Genomic DNA, 14,888 nt, shown 5'->3' with positions numbered 1-14,888 from the left:
GAGCGGTCGCCACAGGCGGCGGACGACGCACCGTGAGGCGACCGTCCGGGTCGCGGCCGCCCCCCGGACGGTCCTGCCGGGCTGCGCCGCTGAGGGGCCACAATGGTGCCCATGGTTGATTTCGCACTAGTCGTGGCAGGGTCTGAGGCTTCCGGCGGCGCCGGCATCCAGGCCGATCTCAAGACGTTCCAGCAGCTGGGCGTGCACGGTTCGGGGGCGCTGACGTGCATCGTCTCGTTCGACCCGAAGAACGACTGGGGGCACCGCTTCGTGCCGGTCGACGCTCCTGTGATCGCAGACCAGATCGAGGCCGCGACGGGGGTGCACGACATCGACGTGGTCAAGATCGGCATGCTCGGCACGCCCGTGACGAACGAGACGGTCGCCCGTGAGCTCTCGGAGCACTCGTTCAAGCACGTCGTGCTGGACCCGGTCCTGATCTGCAAGGGCCAGGAGCCGGGCGCCGCGCTCGACACGGACACGGCGCTGCGGGAGAAGGTCCTGCCGCTCGCGACGGTCGTCACGCCGAACCTCTTCGAGACGAAGACTCTCGCGGGCGTCGACGACATCACGACGGTCGACGAGCTGGTTGCCGCTGCGAAGCGCATCCACGAGCTGGGTGTTCCGTTCGTCGTCGCGAAGGGCGGCGTCGAGCTCCCCGGTCCGGACGCGGTCGACGTGCTCGTCTCCGACGACGGCGTCGAGGTGTTCTCCCGTCCGAAAATCGGCGAGGAGCGCGTCTCCGGTGCCGGTTGCACGTTCGCAGCGGCGATCACCGCGGAGCTCGCGAAGGGCGCGTCGGTGCGTGACGCCGTCGCCGTCGCCAAGGACTTCGTGACCGCCGCCGTCGAGGCCCGCCTCCCGTCCAACGCACCCTTCACGTCTGCTTGGCAGGGTGCTTACGCAGGCTGACCCGCACGCTCCCGAGCTGGCGCCGCAGCGCCGGCTCGGGAAGCCGTGGGGGCGCAGGGGGAAGCTGGGCGTGCGTGGGCTGAAGGACTTCGGGCGCCCGCCACGGGTGATGGGGGTCGACGTCGCGCGCGGCGTCGCCGTCGTCGGCATGATCGCCGCGCACGTCGGCGGGGCACCTGATCTCAAGTGGAGCGACCCGTCGACGTGGGCGGGGCTCGCGCACGGACGGTCGTCGCTGCTGTTCGCGCTCGTCGCGGGCGTGTCGGTCGCGCTCATGACGCGCAACCTCGACCCGTCCGACGACGACGCGGTGCGGCGGACACGTCTCACGCTCGTCGGGAGAGGCCTCGCGGTGTTCGTCATCGGGCTGGTGCTCGAGTCGCTCGGCACTCCCGTCGCGATCATCCTGTGCGTGTACGGCGCGCTGTTCGTCGCCGTCGCGCCGTTCGTGGGCTGGTCGAGGCGGCGGCTCCTCTTCGCGTCGGGGCTTCTCGGCGTGCTCGGCCCGGTCCTGGGCGCGACTCTCGCCGCGACCAACCGCTACGGCGGTATCGGAGCGACCTTCACGTTCTTCTCCACGTACTCCGTGCCGGTGTGGCTCGCCCTGATGTTCGCAGGGATGGCAGTCGGCCGGTCACGGCTCCGTTCGCTCGGGATCGCCGCGCGGCTGCTCGCGATCGGTCTCGCTCTCGCGATCACCGGCGCGATCGGCGGCATGCTCGGGACACAGTTCGACGAGCCGGTCGTCGCGTCGCCCTCCTCCCCGACGGGGTCCACGTCCGTCACCACAACCTCATCAGCCAGCTCGGCTCCCGCTGGCTCCGACAAGCTCGCCGGGCCGGAGACGCTCCCCGGCGAGGACGTCGACCTCACCGGGATGACGTGCGAGCGCTACCCGGGGCCCGGCAGCTACGTCTCGTGCTACGACGCCACGGACGTGCCCGACGACGAGCCGATCATCGACACCCCTGACGAGCCCTCCGTCCTCGACTCCATCCGCTCGTCCGTGCTCGCGGACTACCCGCACTCGGGCGGGATCTCCGAGGTTGTCGGCTCGGGCGGCGTCGCGCTGATGGTCCTCGCGCTCTGCCTGCTCCTCGCGCGGTTCCTGCGGGTGCTGCTGATCCCGCTGGCCGCGCTCGGCAGCATGCCGCTGACGGCGTACTCCTTGCACATCGTCGCCCTCGCGATCCTGAGCGACTCCGTAGCGCCGGGACCGATCCAGTGGGCCGAGCAGAGCATCCTCCTCATGGTCTTCGCGACCTTGTGGGTCGCGGCCGTCGGCTCTGGTCCGCTCGAGCGGCTCGTCGCGCGAACCGCGCGACGGTTCGCGCTACCGTGAGCTGATCGATCACCCACGCCGACGGAGGATGGCTGGCGCCCATGTCTGACCCGTACTCGACGGGACCGTTCTCGCCGCAGCCGTACCCTCACGCCTTCGGGACGACGTGGGGCGGCGCGCCCGCGTACGTGACCGACCGCCGCGTAGTCGACCCAGCCGTCGTGGTCATCGCCTGGGTCCTCGCTGTGCTCACCGGGTTCTACACGCTGCCCTGGGCCATCGCTGCGACCCGCGGGCGCTCCAACCACGGCAGCATCGCCCTGCTGAACGTCCTCCTCGGTTGGACCTTCATCGGGTGGATCGTGGCCCTCGTCATGGCGTGCCAGTCGCACGCGATCATCGGCGGCGCCGGGGCGCCCTTTCCTGCGACACCTCCCGGCTGGTATCCGAGCCCACAGGGCGGGCAGGAGTTCTGGGACGGCGTGCGCTGGACCGGCCAGCGCGCGCTGTAGGCCGCCCGACAGCGCGACAGCGCCCCCGTCCCCGCAGCCACGGGAACGGGGGCGCTGCGTCGTCAGGCGCCGGGTCAGCGCTTCTTCTGGAGGTGCTTCTCCTTGACGGGCTCGTCGCCCGCGGCGCGCAGCGCACGGTAGTAGGCCCGCGCCTCGTCCTGACGTTCCTTCTCCGCGCCCGTCGCGATGGGCGCCCGCAGGTGCTCGGGGCCGTAACCGAACGCGTCGACGAGGTCCTGAGCGTGCGGGCGCAGCCGCAGCACGAGGCGGTCGATGTAGCTCGACACGGTGCGGGCCCGCTGGCCGGTGAGGCGGCCGTTCATGAGGTACCAGGCGAGGTTGTTCTCGATGACCGTGAGTCCGTACAGGTCGCGCACCCAGGTGAGAACGCGGCGCGTACCCTCGTCCTTGACGTCGAGCAGCGCCTTGGTGAACGCCTCCCACTGGACGAGCTCTGCGTGGGCCTTGGCCATCTCGATGAGCTCGTGCTGGTTCTGGTTGAACAGCGCGGCGGCCTCGGCTGCAGGCAGCTTCGAGGCGGGGCGCAGGCGCCCGGCGACGTGCTCGACCATCGTCTCGACGCGGTCGGCGAGGAGCGCGCGCTGCGCGTCCTCCCCGCGCAGGTGGCCGACGGCGCGGCGCCGCTGCCCCTGGTCGGTGATGGTCTGCAGGGCGCGGGCGACGGGAGTCCCATAGAGCACGGTGTCCGCGGCACGCTCGACGACGAGCCGCGCCATGCCGCCTGCGTCGATGTTCTTGAACTCGTTGGCGTAGTCCGACAGGAGCCGCTTGCCGACGAGCTGCAGCAGGACCGTGTTGTCGCCCTCGAACGTGACGTACACGTCGAGGTCGGAGCGCAGGCCGGTGAGACGGTTCTCGGCGATGAACCCGGCGCCGCCGCACGCCTCGCGGCACTCCTGGAGCGTGCTGAGCGCGGTCCAGGTCGAGGACGCCTTGAGCGCGGCGGCCATCGTCTCGAGGTCCTCACGCGACTCGGGCGTGTCGGTCTCGCCGGAGAAGACGGCGTGGAACAGGTCGAGCAGGCGGTCGTGCGCGAAGTGCGCGGCGTACGTGCGCGCGATCAGAGGGACGAGGCGCCGCTGGTGGCGGCCGTAGTCGAGGAGGACGGTCTCCTCGCCGTTCGCCCCGGGGAACTGGCGGCGCTCGTTGCCATAGCGGACGGCGATAGCAAGGCCGATCTTCTGGGCGTTGACCGCGGCGCCGTCGAGGGAGACGCGTCCCTGGACGAGCGAGCCGAGCATCGTGAAGAAGCGGCGGCCCGAGCTCTCGATCGGCGACGAGTACGTGCCGTCAGCGGCAACGGCGCCGTAGCGTGCGAGGAGGTTCTCGCGGGGCACGCGGACGTTCGTGAAGTGGAGGCGGCCGTTGTCGATGCCGTTGAGGCCGCCCTTGACGCCGTCGTCCTCTCCGCCGATGCCCGGGAGGAACGCGCCTGCGCTGCCGTCGGGGTTCTGCTCGCGGATCGGCGTGTAGAACGCGTGGACGCCGTGGTTGACGCCCTTGGTGATGAGCTGGGCGAAGACGACGGCGGCGACGCCGTGCTTGCCGGCGTTCCCGAGGTACTCCTTCCACGCCGCCTTGAACGGCGTGTGGATGACGAACTCCTGCGTCTCTTCGTCGTAGGTCGCGGTCGTCGCGACGGACGCGACGTCCGAGCCGTGACCGATCTCCGTCATGGCGAAGGCGCCGGGCACCGCGAGGGTCATGGCGCCGGGGAGGAGGCGGTCGTGCTGCTCGGGGGTACCGAGGTGGAGGATCGCTGACGCGAAGAGTCCCCACTGCACGCCGCCCTTGATCTGCATGGACGGGTCACCGGCGACGAGTTCCTCGAAGCCTGCGAGGGAGCCGCCCGCGTCGTCGGCGCCGCCGAGGCGCTCGGGGAAGGCGCGCAGCACCTTGGCCTCGGTGACGAGGAGCTTGAGCTGTTCGAGGACGCGTTCGCGGTGCTCGGCGACCGGGAGGCCCTCGATCTTCTGGAAGCGCGGGTCACCGACGATCGCGCGGGAGAACAGGCGCAGGTCACCCCACCGGCCGAGAAGCTGGTGCGTGAGGCTCGCGACGTCGACGCGCGCCTCCACGTCGACGTCCTTGGCGGAGGGTGCAACGGTGGTGGTCATCGGGACTCCTTTGTCTCCAACGGTTCTTCGGGTGCGGGGCTCGCGCCCCAGGCGTCTCAGGGGGTCGTGCGGGCCTGCGGGATCATGCCGCCGCCGGGCCCGACCCAGAGCCATGCGGTGATCTGTGCCGCGACGTGAGCGGCATCGGGCGTGGTGGGCGAGTCGCGGCGGGAGAGCCACCACTCGCCGGTGCCGGTGACGAAGCCGACCGCGCCGGCCGCCCAGGCGTCGACCTGGGCGGTGTCGTAGCTGCCGACCTCTTCGGCGAAGGGACGTGCGACGAGGGCGACGACAGAGTGCATGAAGTCGCTCAGCGGCGCCTGCTGCGCGGTGAGCGGTGCGTCGCCGGAGTGCTTGACGACGGAGTTGGCGACGGGGGCGTTGCGGGTGACGAAGTAGTAGACGCTCGGCGAGTGCTCGATCATCTGCAGGTAGGCACGCACCATGGCCTCGAGGGACGCTCGCGGGGTCGGGGCGTGCTCGGACGCTTGGGCGAGGGTGGCGCGGATGGCTTCGACGACGGCTTCGCCGACGGCGTTCTGCAGCCCGACCTTGTCGCCGAAGTAGCGGTAGAGGATGGACTTCGAGGTGCCGAGCTCGCTGGCGATCTCGTCCATCGAGAGGTCGGGGCCTCGGCGGTGCACGGCCCGGCGGGCGGCGTGCGTCAGCTCGGTGCGGCGCGCTACCCGATGGCCCTCCCACCGGGTGGAGCGGCCGTCGGCCGCGTCCGTGCCTACCTGTTCGACGACGTCGTTCGCTCGCATGGCTTCCTTGCCTGTCGGTGCCTGGTGTCGGGTACGTCACGACGTGACCCGGCTCACGAAACCCACAGTATCAGGTACTCTGGGTTCGAGGAACATTCCCAGCAACGGAGCGAGAGGGAACCGATGTCCCAGACCACCACCCCCGGCGCCAGCCCAGCAGACGGCGTCCGCGACGCCTACGTCCTCGGCGGCAACCGTATCCCCTTCGGCAAGGTCGGCGGCGCCTACGCGCGGGCCAGCAACCAGGACATGCTCACCGCCGCGCTCGACGGCCTGATCGCCCGCCACGGCCTCCAGTCCGAGCGCATCGGCGAGGTCGTCGGCGGCGCCGTCCTCAAGCACTCGGCAGACTTCAACCTCGTCCGCGAGAGCGTCCTCGGCACGACGCTCGACCCGCGCACCCCCGCGTTCGACCTGCAGCAGGCGTGCGCGACCGGCCTCGAGGCGGTCGTCTCCCTCAGCAACAAGATCCGCCTCGGCCAGACCGAGTCCGGGATCGCGTGCGGCGTCGACTCGACGTCCGACGCACCGATCGCCGTGAGCAAGGGCCTGCGCCGTGTCCTCCTCGCCGCCGCGCACGCGAAGGACACGCCGAGCCGCGTCAAGGCGTTCCTCAAGGTCCGCCCGAAGCACCTCGCACCCGACGCACCGCGCACCGACGAGCCCCGCACCGGCCTGTCGATGGGCGAGCACCAGGCGATCACGACCGCCCGCTGGGGCATCACCCGCGAGGCGCAGGACGACGTCGCGCTGCGCTCGCACCACAACCTCGCGGCCTCGTACGACCGCGGCTTCCAGGACGACCTCGTCACCCCGTACCGCGGCCTCGTGCGGGACCAGATCCTGCGCCCCGAGACGTCCGCCGAGAAGCTCGCCAAGCTCTCGCCCGTGTTCGGCAAGAGCCTCCCGACGGCGGCGACCATGACGGCAGGCAACTCGACGCCGCTGTCCGACGGCGCGTCAGCCGTCCTGCTCGGGTCCCGCCAGTGGGCGCAGGAACGCAACCTGCCGCTGCTCGCCCGCATCGTCGACGCCGAAACCGCCGCGGTCGACTTCGTCCACGGCCACGAAGGCCTGCTCATGGCGCCCGTCCACGCCGCCGCACGCCTGCTCACCCGCAACGGGCTGCGCCTGGAGGACTTCGACTACGTCGAGATCCACGAGGCGTTCGCCTCCGTCCTGCTGACGACCCAGGCCGCATGGGCCGACGACGATTACTGCCGCACCGAGCTCGGCCTCGACGGCGCGCTCGGCACGATCGACCCCGACCGGATCAACGTCAACGGCTCGTCGCTCGCCGCAGGGCACCCGTTCGCCGCGACCGGAGGTCGCATCGTCGCGCAGACCGCAAAGCTGCTCGCCGAGCACCAGCGTGAGCACGGCACGCCGGCCCGCGCACTCATCACGGTCTGCGCGGCCGGGGGCCTCGGCGTCACCGCGATTCTCGAGTCCGTCCCGGCCGAGGGAGGCAACTGATGAGCGACAGGTACATCGACCTCGTCAACGGCGGGTTCGCGGGATCGCTCGCCAAGAAGCTGGGCCTGCCGCAGCCCGCTCCCCTGCGGCGCTACACGCCGGGAGCGGCGCTCGTGCCTGGTTCCGTGCTCGTCCTCGGCCCGGACACCGACCAGACCGACGCGCTCGCGACGGCGCTGCTCGGCTGGGACCTCGAGGTGCACCGCTCCCCCTCGACGGGCTCGACCCGGTGGGGCGCCGTCGTCGTCGTGCTCGCGGAGGTCGACGACGCGAGCGAGCTCGGCGCGCACGTCCTGCCGATCGCCCCCGCCCTCAAGCAGATGGCGCGCGGCGGGCGCGTCGTGACGATCTCGCGTGCCGCGTCGGGCGCGACGACACCGACAGCAGCGGCTGCCCGTCAGGCTGTCGACGGGTTCGTCCGCTCGCTCGGCAAGGAGATGCGCGGCGGCGCTACCGCCAACGGGCTCGTGCTCGCGCACGAGTCCACCACCCCCGCCGACGACGGCGTCCTCGCCGCCCTGCGCTTCTTCCTCTCCGCGCGGTCGTCGTTCGTCGACGGGCAGCTCGTCACCGTCGGCGACGCACCCGTCACCGCGGACCTGACCGGCTCCGACGAGGAGCGTCCGCTCGCCGGGCGCGTCGCCGTCGTCACCGGGGCCGCCCGCGGCATCGGCGCCGCGATCGCCCGCACCCTCGCGCGCGACGGCGCGTCGCTCGTCCTCGTCGACGTGCCCGCCGCGGGCGAGCACCTCGCCAAGGTCGCGAACGAGGTGCGCGGCACCGCGCTCCAGCTCGACATCACCGCGCCCGACGCCGGGACGCGCATCATCGAGCACGCGATCGCACGCCACGGCGGGCTCCACATCGTGGTGCACAACGCAGGCATCACGCGCGACAAGTTGCTCGCCAACATGAAGCCTGAGACGTGGGAGTCCGTGCTCGCGGTGAACCTCGCCGCGCAGCTGCGGATCAACGAGCAGCTCCTCGCGTCCGAGCACTTCCGCGACGCTCCGCGCATCGTGTCGCTCGCGTCGACGTCCGGCATCGCGGGCAACCGCGGGCAGACCAACTACGGCGCATCGAAGGCCGGCGTCATCGGCATGGTGCGGGCGACCGCGCCGCTCCTCGCGGCAGCCAGCGGCGGCACCGGGACGGTGAACGCGGTCGCGCCGGGCTTCATCGTCACGGAGATGACGGCGCGCATCCCGTTCGCGACCCGTGAGGTCGCGAAGCGCCTCAACTCGCTCCAGCAGGGCGGCGAGCCGTCTGACGTCGCCGAGGCGATCGCCTTCCTCGCGTCCCCCGCGGGCGGCGCCGTCAACGGCCAGGTGCTGCGCGTGTGCGGGCAGAACCTCGTGGGGGCTTGAGCCATGGCTTCCGTGCCACGCTCCCGGGAGATCTCGGGTCCGCCGTCGGGCACGAGGGTCCAGGCCCTCGCCGAGGTGCCGCGGCTCGGCGGGCTGTACCTGCGGGGCGCGGCCGGGTCGGCGCGCTCACGACTGCCGGGCGGCCGCCGCGGGGTCGGCGGCCGCCCGGCCCTGCCGTCGGTCGCGTACCGGGCGAGCGGCGTCCGTGCGGACGTCGCGCACCTGACGGCGTACCAGCACCTGCTGCACGAGACCGGTGCCGACGCCCTGCCGTCGGGGTACCTGCACGTGCTCGCGTTCCCGGTCGCGACGGCCGTCATGGTCCGAGACGACTTCCCCCTGCCGCTGCTCGGCATGGTGCACGTCGCGAACGCGGCGTCGCTCCTGCGGCCCGTCTCCGTCGGCGACGAGCTCGAGGTGACGGCATGGACGCAAGACCTGCGCCCCCACCGCCGCGGCAGCCAGCTCGACGTCGTCGCGGAGGTCGCGGTCGACGGCGAGGTCGCGTGGCGCGGCGTCTCGACGTACCTCGCGAAGCACGCCGCGGGGAGCGCGCCGGGCGACGGCGACCGTGCCGACCGGTCCCCTGACGCCGAGGTAGGGGCTTCGACGGGAGACAGGGGCTTCCAGGGGTCTACCTCGGGCGCAGCCCCCTACCTCGGCGAAGGTTCGGACGTCGTCGGGTCCCGTGACGGGAGCGGCGAGGTGCCTAGCAGCGAGCCCGCCGGGTCGGTCGTGTGGAAGCTGCCGGCCGGCGTCGGGCGGGAGTACGGCGCCGTGTCGGGCGACCGGAACCCCATCCACATGTCCGCGCTCTCGGCGAAGGCGTTCGGCTTCCCGCGCGCGATCGCGCACGGCATGTACACCGCGGCCCGGGCGCTCGCCGACGTCGGGCCGCGCCGCGGGCAGACGTACGACTGGACGGTCGAGTTTGCCAAGCCCGTCCTGCTGCCCGGCACCGTGACCGTCGAGATCGCCGAGCCGCAGCGCGGCTCGTTCGAGTACACGGCGCGTCATCCGCGCAGCGGCAAGACGCACCTCACGGGCTCCGTCACAAGGATCTGACGGCTGGCCGTCCCACGCGGCGACGAGGGGTGCCGGACCCCCCAGGGCCCGGCGCCCCTCGCGGCATCGGCCCGACGCGGTCCCTTGCGGCCCGCTGCGCGGGACCGCGCGAGCGGTCAGGCCGTGGGGCCGCCGAGCTGGGCGAGCCTGCCCTCGAGACCAGCGCGGGCAGCGGGCCACTCGTCGCGGAGGATCGAGAAGTACGCCGTGTCGGAGCGCGTCCCGTCGAAAGCCACGCGGTGCCCGCGCAGGACTCCCTCGGGCTGTGCGCCCAGACGCCGGATCGCGGCGAGGGAGCGCGCGTTGCGCACGTCGGCCCGGAACGCGACGCGCGTCATGCCCCAGGCGTCGAAAGCCTGCGTGAGCAGCAGCAGCTTGGCCGCGGGGTTCACGTGCGTCCCCCACCACCGGCGGCCGTAGAACGTGTGCCCGATCTCGACACGGCCGACGGCGTGCGCGACGTCATAGAACGCCGTCACCCCCGCGACAGCCTCGGTCCCGGTCGTGTCGACGACGGCGAACGCGGTCGCCCCCACCCCGGCGAGCCGCTCGACGTGCGCGGCCATCGAGTCGCTCGTGTCAGGCAGCGGCACGGTCATGCCGTGCCACATACCGGCGTCGACGAGTGCGCTGAGGTCACCGGCGTGGCGCGCCTCGAGCGGTTCGAGCCGGACACCGTGACCTGAGAGGACGAGCTGTTCCATCCGCCCAGACTAGGGCTGGCGGGCGCGGACAGGCCTGCGATTTCTCGCTCCCGGCCACGCCCCGGGCCGCCACTCGCGGCCGGGGCGTGTCAGCGCAGCCGGCGGTCTGCGTCAGCTCGGCCGACGGCGACGTGCGTCAGCGCAGTCGGCGGCGGCGCGCGAGCCGCCCGCGCGGTGCGCGGCCACGACGGGCGGCCGGGGTCGGCTGCTCGCTGACGAGCTCGGCCCCTGCGTCCTCGACGCTCCCGAGGTCGGGGACGGATGCCCCGACCGCGGCGAGAGGGGCGGGGCCGTTCGCGTCGAGCAGGGCGGTCGCGTCGGGGCCGCCGAGCCCGGCGATCGCACGCAGCGGGTCGATCCGTGCGAGGAGCCCTTCACGTACGGCGGGCCACTCGGGGGCGAGGATCGAGAAGACGACGGAGTCGACGCGGGACCCGTCCTGCCCGTCACGGAAGCCTCGCAGCGTGCCCTCCCGGGTCGCGCCGAGGCGCTCGATCGCGGCGAGCGAGCGCGCGTTGCGCGCGTCGGCGCGGAGCTGGACGCGGTGCACGCCGAGCCGCTCGAAGGAGTGCTCGAGCAGGAGGAACTTGCAGACCGGGTTGACGACGCGCCCCCACACGGCGCGGTCGTAGAAGGTGCGACCGATCTCGACGCGGCGCGCACCCGTCTGGTGGTCGACGAGAGCGGTCGATCCGCGCACCTCGCCGCTCACCTCGTCGACGACGGCGAAGGCGTAGCAGCCGTCGAGCGCCTGGGAGTCTTCGATGTAGTTCATCAGCCCGACCTCGCCCACAGGCATGGGTGTGGCCATGCCCGCCCACAGGTCGGAATCGACCATGGCGGCCAGATCGCCGACGTGCTTGTGCGTCAGCGGCTCGAGGCGAAAACCGTGCCCCGAGAGGGTGATGTCGTGCTCCACGCGAGAAATGAAAACACGCGCCGGGGACACCGCCAACACCCGCCGCGCGACCTGGGGACGAACAGGTGGTGACGGACGCGTGGAAGTGGCGGTTTCCAGCCACTCATCAGGCTCTTCGTGCGATCCACATCACCCTCGCGGAAGCCCGCTCAGGCGGCCCGGGCGGCCTCCGCGACGGACGGCTCGTTCACGCCTCGGACCGGCCGCTGCACCCACCCGCGAGCGCGACGTTCGCGACCGCCGCGGTGGCGACCAGACCGGACAGCCCGGTCACGTCGGGCAGGGGGCGGTGGTCGTCGCGGACGACCCAGCAGCCGTCCTGCACCGCATAGTCGGCGCGGGTGCCCTCGCGCACGTACGCCGCGAGCGCGGCGACGAGCCGCTCGACGTGCTCGCCCGTCGTGCCGACGCCGACGCTCGCCCGCACGGCGCCGTACCGGTGACCGAGCCGGGCGAGGAAGGGGTGGGCGCAGAACTTGCCGTCGCGCACGCCGATGCCGTGCTCCGCCGACAGGTAGGCGGCCACGAGCCCGGGGTCGTGCCCGTCGACGACGAACGTGACGACGCCGACGGGGTCGACGGCGTCGTCCCACGCACGCAGCACGTCGATGCCGGGGATCTGCGACAGGCCCTCGACGAGGCGGGCGCGCAGGCGCGCCTCGTGCGCGTGCAGGGCTGCGGGGTCGAGCGCGGCGAGCTCCTCGCACGCAGCCGCGAGCGCGACGGCGCCGATGACGTTGGGCGAGCCGGCCTCGTGCCGGGCGGGCGCGAGCGCCCAGGTCGCGGACGCGGTCCCGGGAGCGGCGCCGTCGGGCTCCGCGTGCGTGACGGCGCGCACCGCGCCGCCGCCCGCGAGGTGGGGTGTGCCGTTGTCGAGCCAGTCACGGCGCCCGACGAGTGCGCCCGCGCCGTACGGCGCGTAGGTCTTGTGCCCGGAGAAGGCGACGTAGTCGACGTCGAGCGCATCGATGTCGACGCCGCGGTGCGGGACGAGCTGCGCGCCGTCGAGCACGACGCGTGCGCCTGCGGCGTGGGCGAGCGCGACGACGTCAGCGACCGGCAGCGCCTCGCCCGTCACGTTCGACGCGCCGGTGACGGTGACGAGCGCGTACGGCCGGGCGTCCAGCTCGGCGCGCAACGCGGCGAGCGTCGCGGCGACGCTCGACGCGCCTGCGAGGACGGCGGCGCCGCCGGGTGCGGCCGCCCAGGGCAGGAGGTTGGCATGGTGCTCGACGTCGAGGACGAGGACGCGTCCCTCCCCGACCGTCGCGGGCACGCAGCCCGCGAGGAGGTTGAGGGAGTCGGTCGTGTTGCGCGTGATGATCGTGACGTCGTGCTCGCGCGCGCCGACGAACGCGCCGATCGAGCGGCGCGACGCCTCGTAGAGCGCGGTCGAGACCTGCGAGAGGTAGCCCGCGCCGCGGTGGACGCTCGCGTACAGCGGGAGGGCCTGTGCGACGCGCGCGGCGACCGCCTCGAGGGCGGGTGCGGACGCAGCGACGTCGAGGTTCGCGTACGTGACGTGGCGTCCGTCGACGACCGGGACGAGGGTGTCGCGGCCGACGACGGGGAGGAGCGCGGGCTCGTCCGCCACGTCGGTGCGGGGGCCGGGACAGGTGGTCGCGTCGATCGACATGGCAGGGCCCTTCGCGAGTCTGGGCGCTGTGCGCCCGCGCTTGCCGCGGTCGGTCGACCGCAGCCTGGTCGTCACCCGGGGCACCCCACCGCGAGTGGAGGGTTGCCGGCCAGCAAACCGGGGTTTTGCGCTGGCGCTCATGACCGTGCAGCCATCGTCCCACCGCCCTCCGACGCCTGTCAACATCTGAGACGCCACGCCATCTGCTGAGACTGGCTGTCGGGAGGCGCAGAATCTCGCCATCTGTCGCACCCTCGGCAGCACCCTTCCACGGAGGGTACGATCCCCACACCATCCAGAGCGGCCGAGTGACGTGGCACGACGACGCCGCAGCAACCCCCCAGCAGGACGAGGGTGCTACCGCCACGTTCGATGCGAACGGAGAACGCCATGAGCTACGCAGGAGACGTCACCCCCGAGGCTGCCTGGGAGCTGATCACCACCTCCCCCGACGCCGTGCTCGTCGACGTCCGCACCCAGGACGAGTGGCGCACGGTCGGCGTCCCCGACACGAGCGCCGCCCGCGCGGCCGCGCGCTTCGTCGAGTGGAACACCGCGTGGGGCCCCAACCCAGAGTTCCTCGCCCAGCTCGACGCCGCGGGCGTCGCGAAGGACGCGACCGTCCTGTTCCTGTGCCGCTCTGGCGTGCGCTCGGTCGCCGCCGCGCAGGCCGCGACCGCCGCCGGCTGGACCGACGCGCGCAACATCCTCCAGGGCTTCGAGGGTGCGCAGGACGCGACCGGCGCCCGCACGGTGGACGGCTGGCGCAACAACGGCCTCCCGACGACCACGATCGACGAGGCCGCCCGGTGACCGCGGGGCCCCGTGAGGTCCCCGCATCCTGGCGTCCCGCGACCGTCTCGGTCCGCGGCGGCATCGAGCGCTCCGGGTTCCACGAGACGAGCGAGCCCATCTACCTGACGCAGGGATACGTGTACGGCTCCGCCGCCGAGTGCGAGGCCGCCTTCAAGGGCGAGGCGGACCGCTTCATCTACTCCCGCTACGGCAACCCGACGGTCCACACCTTCGAGCAGCGGCTGCGCCTCATCGAGGGCGCCGAGGGCTGCTACGCGACCGCGACCGGCATGTCAGCCGTGTTCACGGCGCTCGCCGCGATCGTCGGTCAGGGCTCCCGGATCGTCGCTGCCCGCGCGCTCTTCGGGTCGAGCCTGACGATCTTCGACGAGATCTTCGCCCGCTGGGGCGTGCACACCGACTACGTCGACGGCCACGTCCTGGCGCAGTGGGAGGAGGCGCTCGCGACGACCGCGGACGTCGTCTTCTTCGAGACGCCGTCGAACCCGATGCAGGACATCATCGATGTGCGCGCCGTCGCCGACCTCGCGCACCGCGCGGGGGCGACCGTCGTCGTCGACAACGTGTTCGCGACGCCCGTCCTGCAGAAGCCGCTCGAGCTGGGCGCCGACGTCGTCGTGTACTCCGCGACGAAGCACATCGACGGGCAGGGCCGCGTCCTCGGCGGCGCGATCCTCGGCAGCGCCGAGTACATCGACGGGCCCGTGCAGACGATGGTCCGCCACACCGGTCCGTCGCTCTCCCCGTTCAACGCGTGGGTCCTGCTCAAGGGCCTCGAGACGCTCTCGCTGCGCGTGCGCGCACAGACCGACGCCGCGCTCCAGGTCGCGACCACGCTCGAGTCGCTGCCCGGGATCGGCCGGGTCTACTACCCGTTCCTCGACTCGCACCCGCAGGTCGCGCTCGCGCGGGAGCAGCAGACGGGCGGCGGGACGGTCGTCACGTTCGACCTCGCGGTCCCGGGCTCTGCGTCGGCCGAGCAGGTCAAGGAGCGCACGTTCCGGTTCCTCGACGCGTTGCGCGTCGTCGACCTCTCCAACAACCTCGGCGACGCGAAGAGCCTCATCACGCACCCGGCGACGACGACGCACCGCAAGCTCGGCCCCGAAGGCCGCGCCGCGGTCGGCATGACCGAGTCCACGGTGCGGCTGAGCATCGGGCTCGAGGACCCGCTCGACCTGCTCGACGACATCGAGCAGGCGCTCAAGGCCTGACCCCGCCAGCGCGGCGTCGGGCCGCACGTTCTGAAAGACGCTTTCATACGCTGCAAGACCTTGCTATGGTGATGGGGTCCCTA

At 72.5% G+C, this 14,888-nt stretch carries 13 protein-coding genes and 1 riboswitch; of the genes, 8 read left to right on the top strand and 5 right to left on the bottom strand.

The genetic code is table 11. The features are described from left to right. The first annotated feature begins 111 nt into the window (after positions 1–111). The 3 genes from thiD (at position 112) to HF995_RS11565 (ending at position 2,706) form a co-directional block, all read left to right on the top strand. Positions 112–912 carry a bifunctional hydroxymethylpyrimidine kinase/phosphomethylpyrimidine kinase gene (gene thiD, locus HF995_RS11575; RefSeq protein ID WP_168447978.1) on the top strand — a complete coding sequence of 267 codons (801 nt, stop codon included), beginning with the start codon at positions 112–114 and terminating at the stop codon, positions 910–912. A 70-nt stretch (positions 913–982) separates the two neighbouring features. Further along, the gene (locus HF995_RS11570; protein ID WP_168447977.1) at positions 983–2,254 is read left to right on the top strand and encodes a heparan-alpha-glucosaminide N-acetyltransferase domain-containing protein; all 1,272 of its coding nucleotides are present in this window, start codon (positions 983–985) and stop codon (positions 2,252–2,254) included. A 41-nt stretch (positions 2,255–2,295) separates the two neighbouring features. Then, positions 2,296–2,706 carry a superinfection immunity protein gene (locus HF995_RS11565; RefSeq protein WP_168448158.1) on the top strand — a complete coding sequence of 137 codons (411 nt, stop codon included), beginning with the start codon at positions 2,296–2,298 and terminating at the stop codon, positions 2,704–2,706. 74 nt (positions 2,707–2,780) lie between these two features. Here the strand turns inward: HF995_RS11565 and HF995_RS11560 are convergent, their stop codons facing one another. Further along, positions 2,781–4,844, bottom strand: a complete 2,064-nt coding sequence (locus HF995_RS11560; protein WP_168447976.1) for an acyl-CoA dehydrogenase family protein — start codon at positions 4,842–4,844, stop codon at positions 2,781–2,783. Between the two features lie 56 nt (positions 4,845–4,900). Beyond that, positions 4,901–5,608, bottom strand: a complete 708-nt coding sequence (locus HF995_RS11555; RefSeq protein WP_168447975.1) for a TetR/AcrR family transcriptional regulator — start codon at positions 5,606–5,608, stop codon at positions 4,901–4,903. 123 nt (positions 5,609–5,731) lie between these two features. On the opposite strand from HF995_RS11555, the gene HF995_RS11550 reads away from it, so the two are divergent. From HF995_RS11550 to HF995_RS11540, 3 genes are read left to right on the top strand one after another with little or no spacing between them, the layout of a single operon-like run. After that, positions 5,732–7,084 (top strand): acetyl-CoA C-acetyltransferase, encoded by a 1,353-nt coding sequence (locus tag HF995_RS11550; RefSeq protein ID WP_210727448.1) that lies wholly within the window; start codon positions 5,732–5,734, stop codon positions 7,082–7,084. Continuing rightward, on the top strand, positions 7,084–8,451 hold the full coding sequence (locus HF995_RS11545) for a 3-oxoacyl-ACP reductase (protein WP_168447973.1): 1,368 nt from the start codon (positions 7,084–7,086) through the stop codon (positions 8,449–8,451). Before HF995_RS11550 ends, HF995_RS11545 begins: the two co-directional genes overlap by 1 nt. Positions 8,452–8,454: 3 nt before the next feature. Next, the gene (locus tag HF995_RS11540; protein ID WP_168447972.1) at positions 8,455–9,516 is read left to right on the top strand and encodes a MaoC family dehydratase; all 1,062 of its coding nucleotides are present in this window, start codon (positions 8,455–8,457) and stop codon (positions 9,514–9,516) included. Positions 9,517–9,632: 116 nt separating this feature from the next. Here HF995_RS11540 and HF995_RS11535 read toward each other — a convergent pair whose 3' ends face one another. The 3 genes from HF995_RS11535 to HF995_RS11525 all read right to left on the bottom strand — a co-directional run bounded on the left by HF995_RS11535 (position 9,633) and on the right by HF995_RS11525 (position 12,775). Further along, positions 9,633–10,220, bottom strand: a complete 588-nt coding sequence (locus HF995_RS11535) for a GNAT family N-acetyltransferase (RefSeq protein WP_168447971.1) — start codon at positions 10,218–10,220, stop codon at positions 9,633–9,635. 136 nt (positions 10,221–10,356) lie between these two features. Continuing rightward, positions 10,357–11,139: a GNAT family N-acetyltransferase gene (locus tag HF995_RS11530; protein ID WP_350308873.1), complete on the bottom strand. Its 783-nt coding sequence runs from the start codon at positions 11,137–11,139 to the stop codon at positions 10,357–10,359. Positions 11,140–11,326: 187 nt separating this feature from the next. Beyond that, positions 11,327–12,775: an aminotransferase class V-fold PLP-dependent enzyme gene (locus tag HF995_RS11525; RefSeq protein WP_168447970.1), complete on the bottom strand. Its 1,449-nt coding sequence runs from the start codon at positions 12,773–12,775 to the stop codon at positions 11,327–11,329. Between the two features lie 31 nt (positions 12,776–12,806). Beyond that, positions 12,807–12,920: riboswitch (SAM riboswitch) on the bottom strand. 245 nt (positions 12,921–13,165) lie between these two features. On the opposite strand from HF995_RS11525, the gene HF995_RS11520 reads away from it, so the two are divergent. Both HF995_RS11520 and HF995_RS11515 read left to right on the top strand, forming a co-directional pair. Beyond that, the gene (locus HF995_RS11520) at positions 13,166–13,588 is read left to right on the top strand and encodes a rhodanese-like domain-containing protein (RefSeq protein ID WP_210727447.1); all 423 of its coding nucleotides are present in this window, start codon (positions 13,166–13,168) and stop codon (positions 13,586–13,588) included. After that, on the top strand, positions 13,585–14,805 hold the full coding sequence (locus HF995_RS11515; RefSeq protein ID WP_168447968.1) for an O-succinylhomoserine sulfhydrylase: 1,221 nt from the start codon (positions 13,585–13,587) through the stop codon (positions 14,803–14,805). Before HF995_RS11520 ends, HF995_RS11515 begins: the two co-directional genes overlap by 4 nt. Positions 14,806–14,888 lie beyond the last annotated feature (83 nt).

Source organism: Sanguibacter hominis ATCC BAA-789 (assembly GCF_012396185.1).
GTDB lineage: Bacteria > Actinomycetota > Actinomycetes > Actinomycetales > Cellulomonadaceae > Flavimobilis > Flavimobilis hominis.
Note: the sequence above shows the minus strand (reverse complement) of the source record. Positions and strands in the feature narration are given on the sequence as shown.

What these genes read in the sequence shown, in the direction of transcription:
- HF995_RS11525 (WP_168447970.1), bottom strand. Translation starts at nt 12,775, where the DNA reads ATGTCGATCGACGCGACCACCTGTCCCGGCCCCCGCACCGACGTGGCG.
- HF995_RS11550 (WP_210727448.1), top strand. Translation starts at nt 5,732, where the DNA reads ATGTCCCAGACCACCACCCCCGGCGCCAGCCCAGCAGACGGCGTCCGC.
- HF995_RS11565 (WP_168448158.1), top strand. Translation starts at nt 2,296, where the DNA reads ATGTCTGACCCGTACTCGACGGGACCGTTCTCGCCGCAGCCGTACCCT.
- HF995_RS11520 (WP_210727447.1), top strand. Translation starts at nt 13,166, where the DNA reads ATGAGCTACGCAGGAGACGTCACCCCCGAGGCTGCCTGGGAGCTGATC.
- thiD (WP_168447978.1), top strand. Translation starts at nt 112, where the DNA reads ATGGTTGATTTCGCACTAGTCGTGGCAGGGTCTGAGGCTTCCGGCGGC.
- HF995_RS11560 (WP_168447976.1), bottom strand. Translation starts at nt 4,844, where the DNA reads ATGACCACCACCGTTGCACCCTCCGCCAAGGACGTCGACGTGGAGGCG.
- HF995_RS11535 (WP_168447971.1), bottom strand. Translation starts at nt 10,220, where the DNA reads ATGGAACAGCTCGTCCTCTCAGGTCACGGTGTCCGGCTCGAACCGCTC.
- HF995_RS11555 (WP_168447975.1), bottom strand. Translation starts at nt 5,608, where the DNA reads ATGCGAGCGAACGACGTCGTCGAACAGGTAGGCACGGACGCGGCCGAC.
- HF995_RS11540 (WP_168447972.1), top strand. Translation starts at nt 8,455, where the DNA reads ATGGCTTCCGTGCCACGCTCCCGGGAGATCTCGGGTCCGCCGTCGGGC.
- HF995_RS11545 (WP_168447973.1), top strand. Translation starts at nt 7,084, where the DNA reads ATGAGCGACAGGTACATCGACCTCGTCAACGGCGGGTTCGCGGGATCG.